This window comes from Thiohalocapsa marina (assembly GCF_008632335.1).
GTDB classification, from domain to species: domain Bacteria; phylum Pseudomonadota; class Gammaproteobacteria; order Chromatiales; family Chromatiaceae; genus Thiohalocapsa; species Thiohalocapsa marina.
In genome coordinates this window covers 44,168-63,463 of record NZ_VWXX01000007.1, presented here as the reverse complement: position 1 = coordinate 63,463, position 19,296 = coordinate 44,168, and the positions used below count along the sequence as shown (strand labels likewise).

Here is a 19,296-nt window from a genome sequence, read left to right as displayed (position 1 = left end):
CATTGCATCTACAGGTTGATTCGCTTATGCTAGTAGGCTGCAGTTCAGGGATGCTGCAGCGGCAGCAATGATGCCGCCAGCTGGAGAGGTGTCCGAGTGGCTTAAGGAGCACGCCTGGAAAGTGTGTATAGGTTAATAGCCTATCGAGGGTTCGAATCCCTCCCTCTCCGCCACTTCAAGCGCAAGCAATCCTGCATGGCCGGCCTGATTACAGGCCTTCACAGCACGCAGTACATACCCGAGTCAGACCCGATCAGGCCTGTCTTTCTGTCCCCATCCAGCCGAACGGCGTGAGACCTCTCAAAGCACGAGGTTTGCCCCTCGGAGGGGGAGAGTGGGCGTTCCCACCCGGCGTGTGGGAACGAGGATCTGCAGCAGGATCAAATGAAGGCGCCGACCAGCGAGCGGGCCGACTGCTCCACGGCCTTCTGCACGACAACGCCGACCAGTGTCTTCCCGAAGGTTTCACCGATCTTTGCAGTCGGGCTGCTTGCCCTATCATGGCGCACGGCGTCGATGCAGCCGACCTCCTCCAGTGCGGCAAAGAGCTCGGGCCGACTCAATCGCTCAGGGTCATATTGCACCAGGATGCTCGCCGCGCGGGTGTTGATCTCCACATTGCGCACGCCTTCCAGTGCCAGCAACTGACTTCGGGCCAGCAGGGCCTTGTCGTTCTGGCAGCGAAACGCCTTCGATCGCACGCGGATACGGCCGGGGACATGATGGATGTACTGGCTCATCGAGAACGCCTCTAGCAGTGAACTGATACGCAGTAGGAACGGTTCTCATTATACTGCTGCTTCTTCCTAATGCAAACGGTTTGCGTTAGTGTTACGTTCAGGAGTCTCCGTATAACAGAACGTGACCGCTCGGTCGCCCCTAGGTACCAAGACATGACAGAGAAGAACTGGCTGATCTTTCAACTACCGGAACTGATGCGCGACATCGAACCCGGCAACCTGCGGTTTCATGAATTTCTGCGCACCCCCTCGCTGAGCTGCTCGATCTACCACCTGCCCGCGGGTTCGAAGGAGATGCAGAGCGCACACGAAGAGGATGAGCTCTACCTGGTGCTGGAGGGCCGCGCGCGGCTGCGGGTGGAGGACGAGGAGCACCGGGTCGAGAAGGGCTCGATGATGTACGTGCGCACCGCCTGCGACCACGCCTTTTTCGATATCGAGGAAGACCTGACCGTAATTGCCTTCTTCGGGACGCCGATCCGCCAGATCAGGGGCTTCGGGCGCCCTTAAGGCGCGGCGTCAGACCGTCTGCACGCCGGACATCGCGCCCTGGGGGTGCTCGGCCAGGTCGGCCAGCGCCCGGACAAAGGTGTCGATGCCGGAGCGCTCCAGCAGCAGGCAGGGCTTGTCGGTCCGCTTGCAGAAGCGTTTCGCACGCAGATAGGCGTCGTGGCTGACATTGTCCGCCGGGCAGACCACGGCATCGGCGCTTGCCAGCAGGGCCTCCAGGCGTTGACTGCTCTGCTCCAGGCCACCGTCGTGGCGCACCAGCTCGCCGTTGCAGCGTTTGACCAGTTCCCGGTAACGGGTGGCAAGGGAGCCGCGACCGCCCACGCACAGGATGCGCCGACCACCCAGATCCAGGCGGCGCTCCTCGCGGCGAGGGCATTGGCTGCAATCCTTTCCGCAGCAGGTGTCGGAGCCCAGGTCCAGGTGATTCACCACCTGTTCAAGGGCGGCGCAGCTGGCGCTGCGCTCGCTCAGTTGTTCGGACAGGGCATGGATTCTGGTCTGGGCCCTGTCCAGCTGTTGACGTAGTGCGTCGGCCTGCGCCTCTGCGGTCTTGCGCCGGCGCGCCTGCTCAAGGGCTTCACTCTGCATGGCGTTGATCTGCGCCCGGAGCTCCCGAAGCTGGTCGCCGGATTCCAGCTCCAGGATACGCAGCTGCGCCTGTTGCAGGGCCTCGACGGCACCGTTGGCTTCCTCCAGTTGCTGTTGCAGTTGCTCGATACGCGCCTCCCGGGCGGCGAGTTTGCGCAGGCTGCGCGCAGCATCTGCAGCGCAGTCCTGTCGCAGGGTCTGCAGTGCCTTGCGTGCCTCTGTCAGGCGCTTGGTGTCCGCATTGAGTCCCGCGCCGACTTGATGAGACAGCATGTGCACGGCCTCGTAGGCCCGGTCGCGCGTCATGTTGTCGGCACGGGGGTGGGTCATCAGTGCCCAGAAGGCCCCCGGCACCTGGCCTTCCGCCAGTTGTTCGTCCCAGACCCGTTGCAGTTCCGCCGGGGTCTTGAGCGTGGCAAAGCGCCTGAGCTCCTTGGCGTGCTTGCGCTCGAGCAGTTTTTGCGCGGCAACTGACAGTTGATTCTTGCTCTCCGCCGAGGTGACATAACTGACGTGTATCTCGTAGTCGCTCAACCCGGCGTGCCGCGGGCAGCCGATCTTGCGCGCCAGCTCCCTGAGTTCGCCCACGTGCAGACAGGTGCCGATGATCGGGCAATGAAAGCGGGCGGGGATATCCCACAACTTCAGCCGCGCCGATGATGCGCGCGTCGACGGTTCAGGCGCCGCGGGCGCCGCAAAGGATGCCTTGGGCGGTGGCATGGTCATTGCCGTCGCCGATGCAATCGCCGATGTCGTCGCCGGTGTCATGGCAGACGCCAACGCGGCTGACAGGCCGACCGAAGGGGCGTCCGCGAGTATGGGATGCGGCAGGGCAGTGTGCTGGCACATGGTGATGTCGAAACGCTGTTGCATTTGGGCTGAGCAACATAATACGAACGATTCGTATTTCTTTCAAGGCCAGGTTTCTCCCTGTTGCAACCACGATTTCGGTATTCGCGGGTTGTGTGTCGGCGGCCTGGGGACGCCGTGAAAGCATGCCCTTGGACTTCACGACAGCTTCCCTGCTGTCGAGACCCTGGAGCATCGACCCCAACCCACTCAGGCTGTGGCCGAAAATTGATGATCCCTGGCTATAAGTGTGGAACCCGGGGTGTGGGAAGCAGGCTACGGCCAAACCGCCAAGGAGACGCTGGTTGATTGGCCTCCTGGCCCAAAACCAGCATGAGATCCGCAAACGCGGTTTCCGAATCGCTTCATTTCCAATAAGTTGGGAGCAGCCGGCCTTGTCAGGCCGCGCTGTCCCGTCAGTCGACGAGGGCTTTCACCCAGCCCTCCATGGCGTTGTTGGCCAGGGGCATGGGGGCTTCCAGGAAGCTGATGATGAAGCGGTCGCCCTGGTCGACGACGCCGATGGAACGTGGGCGCACGGCCATGACCTGGGCGTTGGGCAGGTGGGTGCCGAAGCAGAAGACGATGTGCTTGGCGGCCTGAATGTCGGGCGCGATCTCGCCCTGGGGCAGTGCGCTGGTGTGGGCGTAATGGTCGAACTCGGCGATCATGCGGGAGACCGGGTGCTGTTCGACGCAGTCGCGCAGGTAGGCGAGGATGGAATCCACGTCCGGATGGCTGGTCTCGGTCTTCATGACCTCGAGGGTATAGACGGGATACTTCTCTTGCAGCAGGGTCTGTTTCATCAGGGTTACCTGTGGGAACTGAGGGTAGCAGTTGGCGGCCAGCGTTGATCAGTCGTCTGACTTGCAGGTGCTCAGACCCAGCGGCAGGTACAGCGGGCACCAGCCGATGGCGCCAGTCAACAGGGGCACGAGCCCGATTGCGCCCCACCAGGTCTGGGCCCAGAGACCCCAGACCACCAGGACCAGACCAAGGGCGATGCGGAGCCACCGGTCGATACCGCCGACATTCTGCTTCATGCGTGAATTCCTCTGAATCGGGTTGCGAATCCTGTTCATCGGTGACCGATCGAACGCCGGCTGTCCGTTATGCACGTTGCAAGACGGCCGGACAGCGGACGCGACCAATGCCGATGCTGTCGGCCCAGACCAGCGAACGCTCACCGTCGCGTCGACGACGGTGCACCCTGTGTGCCATTGTCTGGACCGGGCACATTGGAACAACTCCGGCCGGCGTGCGCATTGAAGATTCACATGAGCCGCGTTTTCAGGCCCCGTACCGGACCGATTCCGGCCCGATGCCGCGCCTGCACCGGACTGCGGCCGAACCGCAGCAGGGCTGTTAGACTCTGCTGCGCGTTTGATGATCTTCAATGCAGGCGCGTCGCTAATCCCTACAATTTCTGTCAAGCATCATCATTCCGCGATCGGAGAATTCCTGCATGAGTACAGCCAGCGAGCAGCCGGTTCGGCGTCTGCCTTACCTGCCCATTTCCTTTTTTGCCATGGTCATGGGACTGACCGGCCTGACCATCGGCTGGGAGAAGGCCCAGATGGTCTTCGGCGTGGACCTGAACATCACCACCTGGATGGTGGGCATCTGCAGCGGCGTGTTCGTGCTGCTGTTCGTGCTCTACTTCAGCAAGCTGGTGCTGCACGGGCAGTCCGTGCTGGCGGAACTGCGCCACCCGGTGAAGCTCAATTTCTTTCCGACCATCTCCATCAGCCTGCTGCTGCTGGCGGTGGCCTACCTGGGTATCGACCGCGAGGTCAGCCAGTGGCTGTGGCTGGTCGGCATGGCGCTGCACCTGCTCTTCACGCTCTACGTGGTCAATGTCTGGATCCACCATGAGCACTTCGAGATCAAGCACATGAACCCGGCCTGGTTCATCCCGGCGGTGGGCAATGTGCTGGTTCCAGTAGCCGGCGTGCCCCTGGGCTACGCCGACGTGTCCTGGTTCTTCTTCAGCGTGGGCATGCTGTTCTGGGTCATCCTGCTGACCATCATCATGTATCGGGTGCTGTTCCATCAGCCCCTGGACGAGCATCTGATGCCGACCCTGTTCATCCTCATCGCGCCGCCGGCGGTGGGCTTCATCGCCTACACCCGGCTGATCGGCGATCTGGATACCCTGGCGCGGGTGCTCTACTACAGCGGCCTGTTCCTGACCCTGCTGCTGTTCACCCAGGTCGGGCGTTTCGCACGGTTGCGCTTCTTCCTGTCCTGGTGGGCCTACACCTTTCCGCTTGCGGCCATCAGCATCGCCAGCCTGCTGATGTTCGAGTTGTCGGGGGGCGCGGACACCTATCGCTGGATCGGCGCCGTGCTGCTGGCGTTGCTGACGGTGATCGTCGTGCTGCTGCTGGCGCGGACCCTGATTGCCGTGTTCAGGCATCAGATCTGCGTGCCGGGGCACTGACCGGCAGACTACGGGTGATGGCCAGTGCCGGGCACGCCGCCGGCACCGGCGCCAGGATCACGCCAGAGTCCGGCGTGATGCCAGGCGTCAGAAACCTTCGGTGGAGGTGAACAGCCCCACCCGCAGGTCCTTGGCGGTGTAGATCTCGCGGCCGTCCACGTCCATTACGCCGTCGCCGATGCCGAGCACCAGCTTGCGCGAGATGACACGTTTCATGTCGATGCGGTAGGTCACCTTGCTGGCCGTCGGCAGCACCTGGCCGGTGAACTTCACCTCACCCACGCCCAGGGCGCGGCCGTGCCCGGGGTTGCCGATCCAGGCCAGATAGAAGCCGACGATCTGCCACATGGCATCCAGGCCCAGGCAGCCGGGCATCACCGGATCGCCCGGAAAATGGCACTCGAAGAACCAGAGCTCCGGCCGGATGTCCAGTTCGGCGATGATCTCCCCCTTGCCGTACTGGCCGCCGTGATCGGCGATGCGCACGATGCGGTCCATCATCAGCATGTTCGGCACCGGTAGCTGGGCATTGCCCGGTCCGAACATCTCGCCGTGGCCGCAGGCGAGCAGTTGCTCGCGGTCGAAACTTGCTTCTTTGCTCATCAGGTCTTGAGTCCTCTGCGGCTCGGTTGGTGTGTCTGTCGGGTCAATGGCGCCGCATGGCTAAGGAGACGCTGGTTTATTGGCCTACTGGCCAAAAATCAGCAGGCGCATCGAAAACGTGGTTTCCTGATTACTTCATTTTCAGCGGCTTGCGCCGCTAAAAATGGCGGGCCCTCCTGCCCCGCACGGGAAACGCTGAATACTTAAGCGTTTCCCTACGAGGTTGTTCTTGGGAATCGCTGAATCGGCTTGTCCCGATTGGCCAACTCAGCCCCTTTCTTTGCGCTCTCCGCGCCTCTGCGGTTTCAACTCTTCGGTTCGAGCTCTGCGGTTCGAACCGTGGAATACAGGCTCAATCAAGGGGCCAGTGTGCGCTCAAGGAAGGGCACGACCTCGTCGAGCGGGATCAGCTGCATCTCCGCATCCCGGCGCCCTTTGTACTCCACCTTGCCGTCGTCGAGGTGCTTGTCGCCGATGACGATCCGGTGCGGGATACCGATCAGTTCCATGTCGGCGAACATGAAACCGGGGCGCACATCGCGGTCGTCCAGCAGCACCTGGATACCGACGGCCTTGAGGCGCTGATACAGATCCTCCACCGCCTCGCGCACGCGGAACGACTTGCCGAGCTTCATCGGCAGCAGGGCCACCTCGAAGGGCGCGATGGCCGTTGGCCAGCAGATGCCGCGCTCGTCGTGATGCTGTTCGATGGCGGCGGCCACCACCCGCGACACGCCGATACCGTAGCAGCCCATGGTCATGGTCACGGCCTTGCCCGACTCGTCCAGCACCACCGCTTTCATGGCCTCGCTGTACTTGCGCCCGAGCTGGAAGATGTGGCCCACCTCGATGCCGCGGGCGATGGTGATGCGGCCCTGTCCATCGGGGCTGGCATCGCCGTCCACCACGTTGCGCAGGTCTGCCACCGTCGGCGCCGGCAGGTCACGGCCCCAGTTCAGACCGAACCAGTGCTTGCCGTCCTGATTGGCGCCGGCGCTGAAGTCGGCCGCAACCGCGGCGGCGCGGTCTACCAGACAGGGGATCGGCAAATCCCGCGGACCCAGTGAACCCGGGCCGGCGCCGATGGCGGCGCGGATCTCGTCCTCGGTGGCCATGCGCAACGGGCTTGCCACCTGCGGCAGCTTCTCGGCCTTGACGGCGTTCAGCTCGTGGTCGCCGCGCACCAGCAGCGCGATCAGTCCGCGTTCCTCGCCGGTCTCCGGGTCCGCTGCGGCCACCATCAGGGTCTTGATGGTGCGCTCGACGGGCTGGCCGAACTGCTCCACCAGATCGGCGATGGTCCTGGCATCCGGGGTGTCCACCAGACGCGGCGCTTCCGTCGGTGCTGGTGCCGCATCGGCAGGCGCCATGGCCTCGGCCAGTTCCACGTTGGCGGCGTAGTCGCTGGCGGTGGAGAAGGCGATGGCGTCCTCGCCGGAGTCTGCCAACACATGGAACTCGTGCGAGGCGTTGCCGCCGATGCTGCCGGTGTCCGCCTGCACGGCGCGGAAGTCCAGGCCGCAGCGGCGGAAGATGCGGCTGTAGGTTTCATACATGACCTGGTAGGTCTGTTCCAGCGAGGCCTGGTCGGCGTGGAAGGAGTAGGCGTCCTTCATCAGGAACTCGCGCGCCCGCATCACGCCGAAGCGTGGGCGGATCTCGTCGCGGAACTTGGTCTGGATCTGGTAGAAGTTGACCGGCAGCTGCTTGTAGCTCTTGAGCTCACCGCGGGCGAGGTCGGTGATGATCTCCTCATGGGTCGGGCCGAAGCAGAAGTCACGCTGATGGCGGTCGCGGATGCGCAGCAGCTCCGGGCCGTACTGCTCCCAGCGGCCGGACTCCTGCCACAGCTCCGCCGGTTGCACCGCGGGCATGGATACCTCCAGCGCACCGGCGCGGTCCATCTCTTCGCGCACGATGCGCTCCACCTTGCGCAGCACCCGCAGGCCCAGCGGCAGCCAGGTATAGAGCCCGGCGGCGAGCTTGCGGATCATGCCGGCGCGCAGCATCAGCCGGTGGCTGGCGATCTCGGCGTCGGCCGGGGTCTCTTTGACGGTCTGGAGCGGAAACTGGGAGGTGCGCATCGTCGGGGCCGGCTGAGCAAAAGTTTGGAGTTTATCCGCCCGTCCCACGGCAGACAAGGCGAGGGCCGAATCCGCCTGCAAGATTGCGTCACTCGTGCAGAAGCGGGGATCACCAGTTTTCGGCTATCGCTCGTGTGCACTGGGTAATTCGTCGGCGCTCTGGGGGCTCGGTCGCCCCCGATCTGAACGGGGACGCGATCGTGAAGCCTGCAGGGATATTTTCACAGCCTTCCCAGAGCGCCGGCACTCAAATCCGCGAAAATCGAAATCTCGCGTCAAACAGGTATGGCGTCAACAGGCGTGCAAGGCAGGTAAGCCACATTGCGTGCTTGGGCGCCCTCGCTTGAGATCGCGGCTGCAAGGGCCGATAATGCGCGGCATTTTTGGGGCGAAGGCGAACGTGGCAGTTGCAACAGGTATCCTGCACTCACCCCCACCATCGCCCCTGCAGTCACCATCGAATCACCACAGAATCACCACAGAGCGAGGTCAGATGAAGCTCGGAATCCCGAAAGAGACGTTGGCCGGAGAGCGGCGCGTCGCGACCACGCCCGAGATTGCGAAGCGGCTCGTCGGCAAGGGCTTTGAGGTCCTGCTGGAGGTGGGCGCGGGCAGTGCAGCCCACTACCCCGACCAGGACTATGCCGAGGCCGGCGCGCAGCTGGTGGACCGCGACCTCTGCTTCGGCGCGGACATCGTGCTGAAGGTACGCCGGCCGACCGATGACGAGGCCGGGAAGGTGCGCTCCGGCGCACTCTACATCAGCCTGCTGGAGAGCTGCGGCGATGACCCGCTCATCGGCCGGATGGCGGCGAACGGCGTACGCGTGCTGGGCATGGAGCGCATGCCACGCATTTCCCGCGCCCAGTCCATGGACGCGCTGTCGTCCCAGAGCAACATCGCCGGCTATCGCGCGGTGATCGAGGCGGCGGCCCACTACGGGCGCTTCCTGCCCATGATGATGACCTCTGCCGGCTCCGCCAAGCCGGCCCGGCTGGTGGTGCTGGGGGCCGGTGTGGCCGGGCTGCAGGCCATCGCCACCGCGCGCAGGCTCGGCGCCGATGTCTATGCCTACGACGTGCGCCCGGAGACCAGGGAACAGATCCAGTCACTGGGGGCCAAGGCCATCGAGCTGGACCTGGGCGAAAGCGGCGCGGGAGAGGGCGGCTATGCCAAGGAGCTCTCCGACGAGGCCAAGGCGCGGCAGCAGAGCCTGCTGGCAGACGAGCTGGCCAAGGCCCACATCATCATCAGCACGGCGCTGATTCCCTGCCGGCCGGCGCCGGAGCTGATCACCGCCGAGGTCGTGCAGCGCATGCGCGAGGGCTCGGTCGTCGTCGACCTGGCCGCGGCCAACGGCGGCAACTGCAAACTGACCCGAGCCGACGAAGTGGTGGTCGAGCATGGCGTGACCCTGGTGGGCCACACCAACTACCCGTCCATGGTGCCGGCGGATGCCAGCGCCTTCTACGCCAGGAACCTGTCCAACCTGCTGGAGATCATGGTGGAGCAGGGCGACAGCGGTCTGGTGCTGAAGGACCTTGCCGAGGACGAGATCACCCGGGCGATGCTGGTCGGCTGAGCGGGCAGATACGCCTGACTCGCCGGATCGCGCAACGCCTTCCCGCAATCGCCTTTCCGATTCCGCCGCGCGGCCCCCGGGCCGGCGGCGCCTTGACCGAACAGACTCTGGAGCCATCGGATGTCCGAATCCATCCTCGCACTCTATATCTTCGTGCTGGCCTGCTTCATCGGCTACTACGTGGTCTGGGGCGTCACGCCGTCCCTGCACACGCCGCTGGTGGCCCTGACCAATGCCATCTCAGGCATCGTGCTGGTGGGCGCGCTGCTGGTCACCGGGCTCGACGAGGCCGGCTTCCTGGCCTCGGGCATGGGCTTCCTGGCCGTGCTGCTGGCCAGCATCAACGTCTTCGGCGGCTTTCTGGTGACGCACCGGATGCTGTCCATGTTCAAGAAGAAGAAATAAGGATACCGTCACATGGAATTGACTCTTAACCCGACGCATCAGGCCCTGGCCTACCTGGTCTCGGCGGTCCTGTTCATCTTCGCGCTGAAGGGGCTGACGCATCCCTCCACCGCGCGCCGCGGCAACCTGTTCGGCATGCTCGGCATGGGTATCGCCATCGGCGCGACCCTGCTCGGCGCCGAGGTGCAGGACTACTGGCTGATTGCCGTGGCCGGCATCATCGGTGCCGTGGTCGGCATCGTCATTGCGCTGCGCATCCAGATGACTGCCATGCCGCAGCTGGTCGCAGCCCTGCACAGTTTTGTCGGCATGGCGGCGGTGCTGGTGGCCATCGGCACCTTCATCAACCGCCAACAGGCCGGCACCCTCGATGCCGTGCTCATGGGCGAGCTGTCCGCCGGCATTGTCATCGGCGCCATCACCTTCACCGGCTCGGTGATCGCCTTCGCCAAGCTGCAGGGCATCATGAGCGGGGCACCGATCAAGTTTGCCGGTCAGCATGCCCTGAATGCCCTGATCGGCGTGCTGACGGTGGCCTTGGCGGTCTACTTCGCCATGACCGGGTCGGTCTGGGCATTGGTCCTGATGACGCTTTTGGCCTTCGTCCTGGGCGGGACCCTGATCATCCCCATCGGCGGTGCGGACATGCCGGTGATCATCTCCATGCTCAACAGCTATTCTGGCTGGGCCGCCGCGGCCACCGGCTTCACGCTGCACAACAACCTGCTCATCATCGTTGGTGCACTGGTGGGCTTCTCCGGCGCCATCCTGTCGTACATCATGTGCCGCGCGATGAACCGCAGCATCCTGAACGTGGTGTTCGGTGGCTTCGGGACCGATGCCGGCGGTGGCGACAGCGCCGGTGCGGTGGCGGCGGAAAAGGGCGTCAAGTCGGCGTCGGTGGAGGATGCGGTCTACTGGATGGAGGATGCCGGCAAGGTCATCATCGTGCCCGGCTACGGCATGGCGGTGGCCCAGGCGCAGCATGCCCTGAAGGAAATGATGGAACTGCTGCAGGCGCGCGGCGTGGAGGTGAAGTTCGCCATCCATCCGGTGGCTGGCCGCATGCCCGGGCACATGAACGTGCTGCTGGCCGAGGCGGACATTCCCTATGACCAGGTGCTGGAGATGGACGAAATCAATCCGGAGTTCCAGACCGCCGACGTGGCGCTGGTGGTCGGCGCCAACGACGTGGTCAACCCGGCGGCGAAGGAAGACACCGCCAGCCCCATCTATGGCATGCCCATCCTCGAGGCCGGCAAGGCACGGCAGGTCTACTTCCTCAAGCGCTCCATGCGCCCGGGCTATTCGGGCGTGGACAATCTGCTGTTCTATCAGGACAACACGTCGCTGATCTTCGGTGATGCCAAGGACACTATCGAGGGCATGGTGTCGGCGCTGAAGGGCGGGGGCCACTGACGGTCGTGTACCCTGCGGCCGTGACACGCGTGGAGGATAGGCAGCCTTGTTCCAGCTGATTCAGGCCGGCGGTTGGCTGATGGTGCCGATCCTGCTGTGTTCGGTGGTGGCCATGGCGATTGTCATCGAGCGTTTCTGGGCCCTGCGCCCGCGGGTCATCCTGCCGGATAACCTGGTGACCCGGATCTGGCAGCTGCACAGCCGGCGGCAGCTGGACAACGCCCGCATCGACGAGATTCGCGACGGCTCGGCCCTGGGCCGAATGCTGGCGGCCGGGCTGATCAACCGCTTCCACTCCCGCGAAGTGATGAAGGAGGCCATCCAGGACACCGGACGCCAGGTGGTCGCGGGCCTGGAGCGTCACCTGGACGCCCTGGGTACCATTGCCGCGGTGACGCCCTTGCTAGGACTGCTGGGCACCGTGCTCGGCATGATCGATGTGTTCGGCGTCATCGTGCAGGCGGGCGTGGGCAACCCCGAGGTGTTGGCAGGGGGCATCTCCAAGGCCCTGATCACTACCGCCGCCGGGCTGTCGGTGGCCATTCCCACCCTGATGTTCCATCGCTACTTCAATGCCCGCGTGAACAAGCTCGTCATCGGCATGGAAGAACAGGCGCTGCGCCTGATCGAGGTGATGAAGGGCGAGCGCGAGGCGGCGGAGACCCGTACGCCGTGAATCTCAGGCAGCACAGGCCCGAGCCGGCGGACATCAACCTGACGCCGCTGATCGACGTGGTGTTCCTGCTGCTGATCTTCTTCATGGTGTCCACCACCTTTCGCGAGGATGCGCGGCTGCGCCTGCAACTGCCCCAGGCGGAGGGCGAGCCCGTTGCGGCGGAGGAACTGCAGCTGCTGGAGATCACCATCGATAGCAACGGCCGCTACTACGTGGACGGCCAGCCCGTGGTGCAGCGAACGCTGCGGCAGGCGATGGCCGGGCGGATGCCCGAACGGCCACTGGGGCACACGGCAGAGCGCATGGCGGAGCCTCTGGCCGACGCGCTGCAACAGGTGCTCGGCGAGCGGCGTGATCTGCCGGTGCTGATCCGGGCGGATGCGCAGACGCCGCACCAGGCGGTGATGACGGCGCTGGACGTGGTCGGCCGGATCGGTCTGTCGCAGGTCGCGTTTGCTGCCAGCCGGCCAGAGAGCGGGCCGGCCCAGAGCGCGGAGCTGATGGGCCCGGAACAGCGCCCGGCCCAAAGCCGGGACGGCCAACCGGACGGCCCGCAATGAGAGAGGAACACGCGGTCGATGTCTTCTCCGGCGGCGACACCTACCGCCGGCTGCTGCGCTATGTGCGGCCATACTGGCGCATGTTCGCGCTGTCCATCGTCGGCATGCTGGTATTTGCCGCCACCGAGCCGGTGTTTGCGGCCATGATCAAGCCGCTGCTGGACGGCAGCTTTGTCGACCGTGACCCGGACGTGGTGCGGCTGATGCCGCTCCTGCTGGTGGCGGTGTTCGCCGTGCGCGGCGTTGCCGGTTTCGTCAACACCTACTGCCTCAAGTGGGTTGGGCGGCGCGTGGTGGCGGATCTGCGCCAGCAGATGTTCGACCACCTGCTGCGCTCGCCGACCCGCTACTACGACAGCCACGACACGGGGCAACTCCTCGCCAAGCTGACCTACAACGTCGAGAGCGTCGCCTCGGCCACCACCTCCGCGGTGACCACGCTGGTACGCGACGGTTTCACGGCGCTGGCGCTGCTGGGCTACATGCTCTATCTGGACGCGGCGCTGTCGGTGATCTTTCTGCTGGTCGGGCCGGCCATGGCCTTCTCCATCAAGTACGCCACCAAGCGCTTTCGCCGCTATGGCAAACGCATCCAGGAGCGGGTGGGCTCTCTGACCCATGTGGCGCAGGAGGCCATCGACGGGCACCGGGTGGTCAAGGCCTTCGGCGGCGAGGCGGCGGAGTCCGCCGAGTTCTCGCGCATCAACGAGAAGACGCGCTCGCTGCAGATGAAGGTCATTGCCGTGGAGTCGGTCAGCGTGCCGCTGGTGCAGCTGCTGTCGGCGGTGGCCATCGGCGTCATCGTCTACCTGTCGACCATGCAGGGCCTGCGCGAGGACATCACCGTCGGCACCTTCATGTCCTTCGTCGTCGCCATGGGCCTGATGCTGCCGCCGGTGAAGCGCCTGACCGCGGTGAATTCCCAGTTGCAGCGCGGCATCGTCGCCGCCGACAGCCTGTTCCAGCTGCTGGACAGCGAGACCGAATCTGACACGGGCGCGCACCAGGTGCAGCGCGCCCAGGGCCGTATCGAATACCGTCATCTGACCCATGTCTACGCCGATGACAAGGGGCCGGTCATCCATGACCTGAACCTGGTGGTGGAGCCCGGTGAGAGCGTGGCCCTGGTGGGGCGCTCAGGCAGCGGCAAGTCCACCCTGGCCAGCCTGTTGCCGCGCTTCTACGACCCCAGCGCCGGTCAGATCCTGCTGGATGGCGTGGACATCCGCTCCCTGACCCTGGCGAGCCTGCGGGCACAGATCTCCCTGGTGACCCAGGACGTGGTGCTGTTCAACGACACGGTGGCCCGGAACATCGCCTACGGTCAGCCCGAGGCGGTGTCCCGCGCCGAGATCGAGCGGGTGGCCGAGGCGGCCCATGCGCTGGAGTTCATCCGGCAATTGCCCCAGGGGCTGGATACCCTGGTCGGCGATCGGGGCGTGCTGCTGTCTGGTGGCCAGCGCCAGCGCATCGCCATTGCCAGGGCGATGCTCAAGGATGCGCCCATCCTGGTGCTGGACGAGGCGACCTCGGCGCTGGACACGGAATCCGAGCGGCACATCCAGGCCGCGCTGGCGGCACTGATGGCCCACCGCACCACGCTGGTGATCGCTCACCGGCTGTCTACCATCGAGCATGTGGATCGCATCGTGGTGCTGGACGGTGGGCGCATCGTCGAGCAGGGACGGCATGCCGAACTGCTGGCCCGGGACGGTTACTATGCCCGCCTGCATCGGCTGCAGTTCCACGACGCTGGCCCCCTGCCGCCGCCGGGGCGCGGTGCCCCGGCGTGAGTCCGGACGCCATCTGGTACGGACAGGGCCCCGTCGCACGGCTGTTCGCCGCCCTGCTGGCCCCGCTGGGCTGGCTCTATTGCGGCATTGCCGGCGCCCGGGCCTTCGCCTATCGCCGGCGCTGGCTGGCCGTGCAGGACACCGGGGCGCCGGTGATCGTCATCGGCAACCTGACGGTGGGCGGCACCGGCAAGACCCCGCTGGTGATCTGGCTGGTGGAGCACTTACGCCGCCGGGGCCTGCGGCCTGGGGTGGTGCTGCGCGGCTACGGTGGCGAGCCCGCCCGCACACCGCGTTTGGTGGACGGGGCCGCCGATCCACGGCGTGATGGCGATGAACCTGTGCTGATCGCTGTCCGGGCGCGCTGCCCGGTGGTGGTGGGCCAGGATCGGGTGGCGGCGGCGCGGATGCTGGTGGCCAACCACGGCTGTGACCTGGTGGTGGCGGACGACGGCCTGCAGCACTATCGGTTGCAGCGCGACTGCGAGATCCTGGTGATCGATGGACAGCGTCAGCTCGGCAACCGGCGTTGCCTGCCGTCGGGCCCCCTGCGCGAGCCGCCGGCGCGGGCCCGCCGGGCGGATCTGACCATCGTCAATGGCGGTGATGCGTCGGGTCGCTGGGCCATGCAGTTGCAGCCGGGGGATGCGGTGAATCTGTATCATGTGCAGCAGTCGCGGCCATTGGTCGATTTCGCCGACGGGCTGGTGTCCGCCGTGGCGGGGATCGGCAATCCGGCACGCTTTTTCGACATGCTGCGTGCCCTGGGGCTGGACATCGTGCCCAGGCGCTATCCGGACCACCATCGCTATACGCCGCAGGACGTCGGCAGCTGGCCGGAAGGCCCGGTGTTGATGACCGAGAAGGATGCCGTCAAGTGCCGTTCCATGGCGACGCCGTCGCATTGGTACGTGCCGGTGCAGGCGCTGCCCGATGCCGGATTCACCGCGGCCCTGGATGCCCTGCTGAACCGCCTATTGGCAGCCCGTGCCACCCGGCTGAGCTGATGATCAAGGCAAATTGACGGCCATCGATTTTTGGCCATAACCTGCGAACACTGAACTCTCGTTTAGAACGGGGATATTTCAATGGACAAGAGATTGCTCGAGATTCTGCGTTGCCCCGTGTGCAAGGGCGAACTCCACTACGACAAGGCCGCGGAGGAGCTGATCTGTCGTGCCGATCGTCTTGCCTACCCCATCCGCGATGGGTTGCCCATCATGCTGGAAGAGGAGGCACGGTCGCTGGCGGCAGACGAAGCGGTGGCTGCGTCTTGAGCGAGGGCGCATACAAGGTCGTCATCCCGGCGCGCCACGGCGCTAGCCGGTTGCCCGGGAAACCCTTGTTGGACATCGGCGGCCGACCGCTGGTGGCCCATGTCTGGGAGCGGGCCCGCGCCAGTCGGGCAACCGAGGTGGTCGTGGCCACCGACGATGCCCGGGTCGCCGCCGCCTGCCGGGAATTCGGCGCAGAGGTCGCCATGACCAGCAACGCGCACCGCAGTGGCAGCGATCGGGTCGCTGAGGTGATCCGTGCGCGCGGCTGGGGCGCAGACGACATCGTCGTCAATCTGCAGGGAGACGAGCCCTGCATGCCCCCCGGGCTGATCGATCGGGTCGCGGCCGATCTGGCGGCCCTGGCAGGTGTGGGTGTCGCCACCCTGGCCTACCCGATCACCGACCGCGATCAGCTGTTCGACCCGCATGTGGTCAAGGTGGTCACGGATGCCCAGGGATTCGCGCTGTTCTTCTCCCGGGCGCCCATTCCCTGGCATCGGGACGAGTTTCTGCGCAACCAGTCGCACTTGCCGGATAAGGTGCCGTTCCTGCGCCACATCGGGCTCTACGCCTATCGCGCCGGGTTCCTGCAGCAGTATGTCGACTGGCCGCCGGCGCCACTGGAGGTGGCGGAGTCCCTGGAACAGTTGCGGATCCTGTGGCACGGCGAGCGGATCCATGTCTCCCTGGCCGACGAGGAGCCCGGGCCTGGCGTGGACACGCCGGCGGATGTGGCGGTGGTCTTGCGGCGCCTGGCTCTAGAATAGGATCGGAGCCACGTGCGATAGCATGTAAAAAAAGGCCCCGCTGGGGCGGGGCAATTCACCACTGAGGAGGTCAGAGAACGGCATTCGGAGAACGAATCGAACTGCCGCCTCGCCAAGGGTGAAGCAGAGATGGTGCCAATGTTGTGCTCTCCGGGGCTGAACGCTGATGTCTGCGGCCGGGCTGACGATGAACATGCCGGCGTGGCGGTCTGTGTGATGGTCGGTATGCCTGGCGGTGCGACCATGGAGGCGTCTCGGCTGGTGCGCGTCCGTGGCCGGCTCGCCGCAAAACCCCGGCGGCGCTGTCCGCGAGCGCATCGCGTTGGTGCATGGAGAGTGGCTTTTGCCCCGGCCCGGTGCAGCTGGGCAGACCTCCGGTGACATGGACCTCGGCCCTGCATGGCCGGGCGAGGGCCATCCTGTTGTTCCTGCTGATCGGGCTGGTGACGGATCCGGCGCTGGCGCAGACCCGGCGCGAGGCAACCGGCTGGCTGCAGCTGGAGCAGGACCAGACGGCGTATCGCGAGCGCATTGCGCCGCTGGACCTGCGGCAACGTCGGCAGCTCGATGCCGTGGAGCGCCAGCAACGCCTGGAACAGCGCGCGCTGCAGCAGCGCCAGGCACGCGAGCGCCGATTGCCACGTCCTGATCCTGGCCCGACACTGGATGCACCACGACAGATCCCGCCGGGCGATCATCGGGCCGACTGGCGTCGTGCCTCGGAACGCTTGCGGCTGCAGCAGGAGATCCGCCGCTCGCAATTGCCGTTCGGCCGGCGCTGAGTCCGCGCCCGGACAAAACCGGCGACACAACCGGAGCGACTTGATAATGAACGATCAGCAAACGATTCGAGTGCTATTCGTGTGCATGGGTAATATCTGCCGATCACCCACGGCACACGGGGTCTTTCGCAAGCTGGTGCAGGAGTCCGGGCTGGCGGAGCGGATCACGGTAGATTCCGCCGGCACCCATGCCTATCACCTGGGTGAGGCGCCGGATCGGCGTGCGCAGGAGACGGCGTTGCGTCGCGGCATCCCGCTGTCGGATCTGCGGGCCCGTCGGGCGCTGGCGGAAGACTTCGAGCTGTTCCAGTACATCCTCGCCATGGATCAGGACAACTACGACAACCTTGCGCTGCTCTGTCCCGCCGGACGCGGGCTCGAGCAGCGGCTGCGGCTGTTCATGGAGTTTGCGCCACACATGGGGCAGCGTGAGGTGCCGGATCCGTACTATGGCGGTGCCGGCGGCTTCGAGACCGTCTTCGATCTGGTGGAGGCCGCCTCTCAGGGGCTGCTGGAGGAGATCCGGCGGCGCCATTTCTGAACGGGCCTGAACGGCGTCAGCTGCAGGCCGCAGCCTAGCTTATCGACGTAGACGTACATGGCCACCGCGCCGAACGGGATGTGCGCCATCTCGTCATCGCCCACCTTGGCGCGACGGCGCGGTCGGGCGGGGGTCAGCGCTGCCGCATGGCGGACAGCGAGGTCAGCAGGATCAGCAGCACCAGGGCCGCCACCAGCAGGTTGGCGATCACGCTGTAGAGGAATACGGTCTCATAGCGCTCGCGCGAGGCCTGCTCCAGGCGCTGTTGCAGCGTCAGCGCCCGGGTGTTGGTCATGTCGCCGATGCGGTCGATGTCGACGGCCAGGCGGCGGTCGATGCCGCGGACCTGCTGATCCGTCTCCCGCGGCGTCTGGCCTGCGTTCTCTGTGAATGGCGCCAGTGCCTGGCGATAGCTTGCCAGCATGGCCGCGTGGCGGCGCAGCAGGTCGTCGATGTCGGCCTCGGGGAGTTCGGCGGTGGCGGCGTGCTCTCGCAGCTTGGCGAGCAGCTCGGACACCGTCTTCGAGCGCTGCTCGAAGGCGGCGCGGTAGCGCTGCAGGTCGTCCGCATCATTGCCGCGCAGCAGTGTGTTTTTCCACTCCTGCACCTGGATCTTGAACTGGATCTGGGCGGAGCGGGCCAGGTCCCGGGTCTCGGCCAAGTCGCGCAGCTGCGCCAAGGCCTCCTGATAGCTGGTGTGGGTGTAGCGGATGGCGACCAGTCCGGCGATGCTGTTGAGCAGCACCAACAACAGCACAAAGCCCACCAGACGGATCAGGGTTCGGCTATCTTGGCTCCGTTCGGTGAAGGTCATGCGCAGACTCCGCGCCAGCTCAATGCTCGGCTTCCTGAAGATCGGCCCCGAGGTCCCGAGTGAAATCGGCGGTGAGGTAGTCCAGCGTGATCGGCAGTCCGACCTGCAGGCTGGCCAGATGCTGCAGGCTGATCTTCAGCTCGCGGGCGCGACAGTCCAGCAGATGGCCGCCGGTGCGATGCTCGGCGTCGATGAAGTGCAGATGATATCCAGGAACCGTCAGCGACCCCATGAAGTCCGGCGTCCAGAAGCCCGCCAGCACGCCGCGGACCTGCTGCAGCTCGAACTCGGGCTGCTCCCGGGCCACCTCCACCAAGGGGCGGTAGCTGTCCTGTCGCGGCACTGAGCGGAAGCGGATGGCGTCGAACGCTCCCTCGATGCGGATGGCGTAGATCATGTTGGCCGACGGCAGCAGGCGCGCCAGCAGGGCCTGCAGGTCGGCGAAGCTGTCGATCGGCTCGCGCACCTGCTCCGTGCTGTCCGCCGAGAAGAAGCAGACGCAGGTGTAGGGCGTGCGGGTGTCGGCGTCCACCGGATAGGTATGGCCGTCGGCGCGCATCTGGTACACCACGCCATCGAGCACCAGCATCTCCCCGTCCAGGTCGTTGAAGGTGCCGAGGCCAAAGTCCCCGTGGGCAAGGATGTCGCCGATGCGGGTGTTTTCCTGGTAGATGCCCTCGATGAGGGCGTTCACCGGCGCAGAGACGTACAGCGCGTGGTTGCCCGTTGTCGGTTTCAGATACTGGCGCAGGGCCTGCTGCAGGCAGGCGTCGACGCTCTGGCCGCTGGCCCGGGCTCGGCGCTGCAGTTGCTGCAGGAGCTCGGGCGGAAGCGGTCCTGTTTCCTGCATCGGTGGCGTG

Annotated in this window: 22 protein-coding genes and 1 tRNA gene; 14 read left to right on the top strand and 9 right to left on the bottom strand. The window is 65.5% G+C overall.

Translation table 11 applies throughout. The features are described 5' to 3' along the window. The first annotated feature begins 82 nt into the window (after positions 1-82). Positions 83-173, top strand: a tRNA-Ser gene (locus tag F2Q65_RS07320). A 207-nt stretch (positions 174-380) separates the two neighbouring features. On the opposite strand, the gene F2Q65_RS07315 is transcribed toward F2Q65_RS07320, so the two are convergent. Beyond that, complete coding sequence (locus tag F2Q65_RS07315; protein ID WP_150091933.1) at positions 381-740, bottom strand: HMA2 domain-containing protein; 360 nt, start codon at positions 738-740, stop codon at positions 381-383. A 153-nt stretch (positions 741-893) separates the two neighbouring features. Between F2Q65_RS07315 and F2Q65_RS07310 the strand changes: the two genes are divergently transcribed. After that, positions 894-1,250: a cupin domain-containing protein gene (locus F2Q65_RS07310; RefSeq protein WP_150091931.1), complete on the top strand. Its 357-nt coding sequence runs from the start codon at positions 894-896 to the stop codon at positions 1,248-1,250. 9 nt (positions 1,251-1,259) lie between these two features. Here F2Q65_RS07310 and F2Q65_RS07305 read toward each other — a convergent pair whose 3' ends face one another. The 4 genes from F2Q65_RS07305 to F2Q65_RS07295 form a co-directional block, all read right to left on the bottom strand. After that, a complete protein-coding gene (locus F2Q65_RS07305) occupies positions 1,260-2,561 on the bottom strand; it encodes a DUF2325 domain-containing protein (protein WP_170265588.1) in 1,302 nt (433 codons plus the stop codon). Further along, the gene (locus tag F2Q65_RS19420; RefSeq protein WP_170265586.1) at positions 2,518-2,853 is read right to left on the bottom strand and encodes a hypothetical protein; all 336 of its coding nucleotides are present in this window, start codon (positions 2,851-2,853) and stop codon (positions 2,518-2,520) included. Before F2Q65_RS19420 ends, F2Q65_RS07305 begins: the two co-directional genes overlap by 44 nt. A gap of 253 nt (positions 2,854-3,106) precedes the next feature. After that, entirely contained in the window at positions 3,107-3,496 is a 390-nt protein-coding gene (locus tag F2Q65_RS07300) for a DUF6858 family protein (protein WP_150091927.1), read from the bottom strand. 48 nt (positions 3,497-3,544) lie between these two features. Further along, a complete protein-coding gene (locus tag F2Q65_RS07295; RefSeq protein ID WP_150091925.1) occupies positions 3,545-3,733 on the bottom strand; it encodes a YgaP family membrane protein in 189 nt (62 codons plus the stop codon). Between the two features lie 422 nt (positions 3,734-4,155). Here F2Q65_RS07295 and F2Q65_RS07290 point away from each other — a divergent pair, with 422 nt between their 5' ends. Beyond that, positions 4,156-5,133 carry an SLAC1 anion channel family protein gene (locus F2Q65_RS07290; RefSeq protein ID WP_150091923.1) on the top strand — a complete coding sequence of 326 codons (978 nt, stop codon included), beginning with the start codon at positions 4,156-4,158 and terminating at the stop codon, positions 5,131-5,133. An 87-nt stretch (positions 5,134-5,220) separates the two neighbouring features. Here the strand turns inward: F2Q65_RS07290 and fabA are convergent, their stop codons facing one another. Together fabA and F2Q65_RS07280 are read right to left on the bottom strand one after the other, a co-directional pair. Beyond that, positions 5,221-5,736: a 3-hydroxyacyl-[acyl-carrier-protein] dehydratase FabA gene (gene fabA, locus F2Q65_RS07285; RefSeq protein ID WP_150091921.1), complete on the bottom strand. Its 516-nt coding sequence runs from the start codon at positions 5,734-5,736 to the stop codon at positions 5,221-5,223. A gap of 356 nt (positions 5,737-6,092) precedes the next feature. Next, entirely contained in the window at positions 6,093-7,820 is a 1,728-nt protein-coding gene (locus F2Q65_RS07280) for a proline--tRNA ligase (protein WP_150091919.1), read from the bottom strand. A gap of 493 nt (positions 7,821-8,313) precedes the next feature. Between F2Q65_RS07280 and F2Q65_RS07275 the strand changes: the two genes are divergently transcribed. From F2Q65_RS07275 to F2Q65_RS07225, 11 genes are all read left to right on the top strand, one after another. Continuing rightward, positions 8,314-9,402: a Re/Si-specific NAD(P)(+) transhydrogenase subunit alpha gene (locus tag F2Q65_RS07275; RefSeq protein WP_150091917.1), complete on the top strand. Its 1,089-nt coding sequence runs from the start codon at positions 8,314-8,316 to the stop codon at positions 9,400-9,402. 120 nt (positions 9,403-9,522) lie between these two features. Continuing rightward, positions 9,523-9,807 (top strand): proton-translocating transhydrogenase family protein, encoded by a 285-nt coding sequence (locus F2Q65_RS07270; RefSeq protein ID WP_150091915.1) that lies wholly within the window; start codon positions 9,523-9,525, stop codon positions 9,805-9,807. A 12-nt stretch (positions 9,808-9,819) separates the two neighbouring features. After that, positions 9,820-11,226: an NAD(P)(+) transhydrogenase (Re/Si-specific) subunit beta gene (locus tag F2Q65_RS07265; RefSeq protein ID WP_150091913.1), complete on the top strand. Its 1,407-nt coding sequence runs from the start codon at positions 9,820-9,822 to the stop codon at positions 11,224-11,226. 79 nt (positions 11,227-11,305) lie between these two features. Then, a complete protein-coding gene (locus F2Q65_RS07260) occupies positions 11,306-11,902 on the top strand; it encodes a MotA/TolQ/ExbB proton channel family protein (RefSeq protein WP_386115802.1) in 597 nt (198 codons plus the stop codon). Further along, a complete protein-coding gene (locus tag F2Q65_RS07255) occupies positions 11,899-12,462 on the top strand; it encodes an ExbD/TolR family protein (protein WP_150091909.1) in 564 nt (187 codons plus the stop codon). Before F2Q65_RS07260 ends, F2Q65_RS07255 begins: the two co-directional genes overlap by 4 nt. Further along, the gene (gene msbA / locus F2Q65_RS07250; protein WP_150091907.1) at positions 12,459-14,255 is read left to right on the top strand and encodes a lipid A export permease/ATP-binding protein MsbA; all 1,797 of its coding nucleotides are present in this window, start codon (positions 12,459-12,461) and stop codon (positions 14,253-14,255) included. Before F2Q65_RS07255 ends, msbA begins: the two co-directional genes overlap by 4 nt. After that, a complete protein-coding gene (lpxK, locus tag F2Q65_RS07245) occupies positions 14,252-15,262 on the top strand; it encodes a tetraacyldisaccharide 4'-kinase (RefSeq protein ID WP_150091905.1) in 1,011 nt (336 codons plus the stop codon). Before msbA ends, lpxK begins: the two co-directional genes overlap by 4 nt. A gap of 81 nt (positions 15,263-15,343) precedes the next feature. Continuing rightward, positions 15,344-15,532, top strand: coding sequence for a Trm112 family protein (locus F2Q65_RS07240; protein WP_150091903.1), 189 nt, complete (start codon positions 15,344-15,346; stop codon positions 15,530-15,532). Further along, on the top strand, positions 15,529-16,299 hold the full coding sequence (gene kdsB, locus F2Q65_RS07235) for a 3-deoxy-manno-octulosonate cytidylyltransferase (protein WP_150091901.1): 771 nt from the start codon (positions 15,529-15,531) through the stop codon (positions 16,297-16,299). The genes F2Q65_RS07240 and kdsB overlap by 4 nt, the downstream gene beginning before the upstream one ends. Before the next feature lie 377 nt (positions 16,300-16,676). Continuing rightward, on the top strand, positions 16,677-17,081 hold the full coding sequence (locus F2Q65_RS07230) for a hypothetical protein (protein WP_170265584.1): 405 nt from the start codon (positions 16,677-16,679) through the stop codon (positions 17,079-17,081). A gap of 46 nt (positions 17,082-17,127) precedes the next feature. Continuing rightward, positions 17,128-17,622: a low molecular weight protein-tyrosine-phosphatase gene (locus tag F2Q65_RS07225; protein ID WP_150091897.1), complete on the top strand. Its 495-nt coding sequence runs from the start codon at positions 17,128-17,130 to the stop codon at positions 17,620-17,622. Between the two features lie 133 nt (positions 17,623-17,755). On the opposite strand, the gene F2Q65_RS07220 is transcribed toward F2Q65_RS07225, so the two are convergent. Together F2Q65_RS07220 and budA are read right to left on the bottom strand one after the other, a co-directional pair. Next, the gene (locus tag F2Q65_RS07220; RefSeq protein WP_150091895.1) at positions 17,756-18,436 is read right to left on the bottom strand and encodes a hypothetical protein; all 681 of its coding nucleotides are present in this window, start codon (positions 18,434-18,436) and stop codon (positions 17,756-17,758) included. Between the two features lie 19 nt (positions 18,437-18,455). Further along, the gene (budA, locus tag F2Q65_RS07215; protein WP_150091893.1) at positions 18,456-19,286 is read right to left on the bottom strand and encodes an acetolactate decarboxylase; all 831 of its coding nucleotides are present in this window, start codon (positions 19,284-19,286) and stop codon (positions 18,456-18,458) included. Positions 19,287-19,296 lie beyond the last annotated feature (10 nt).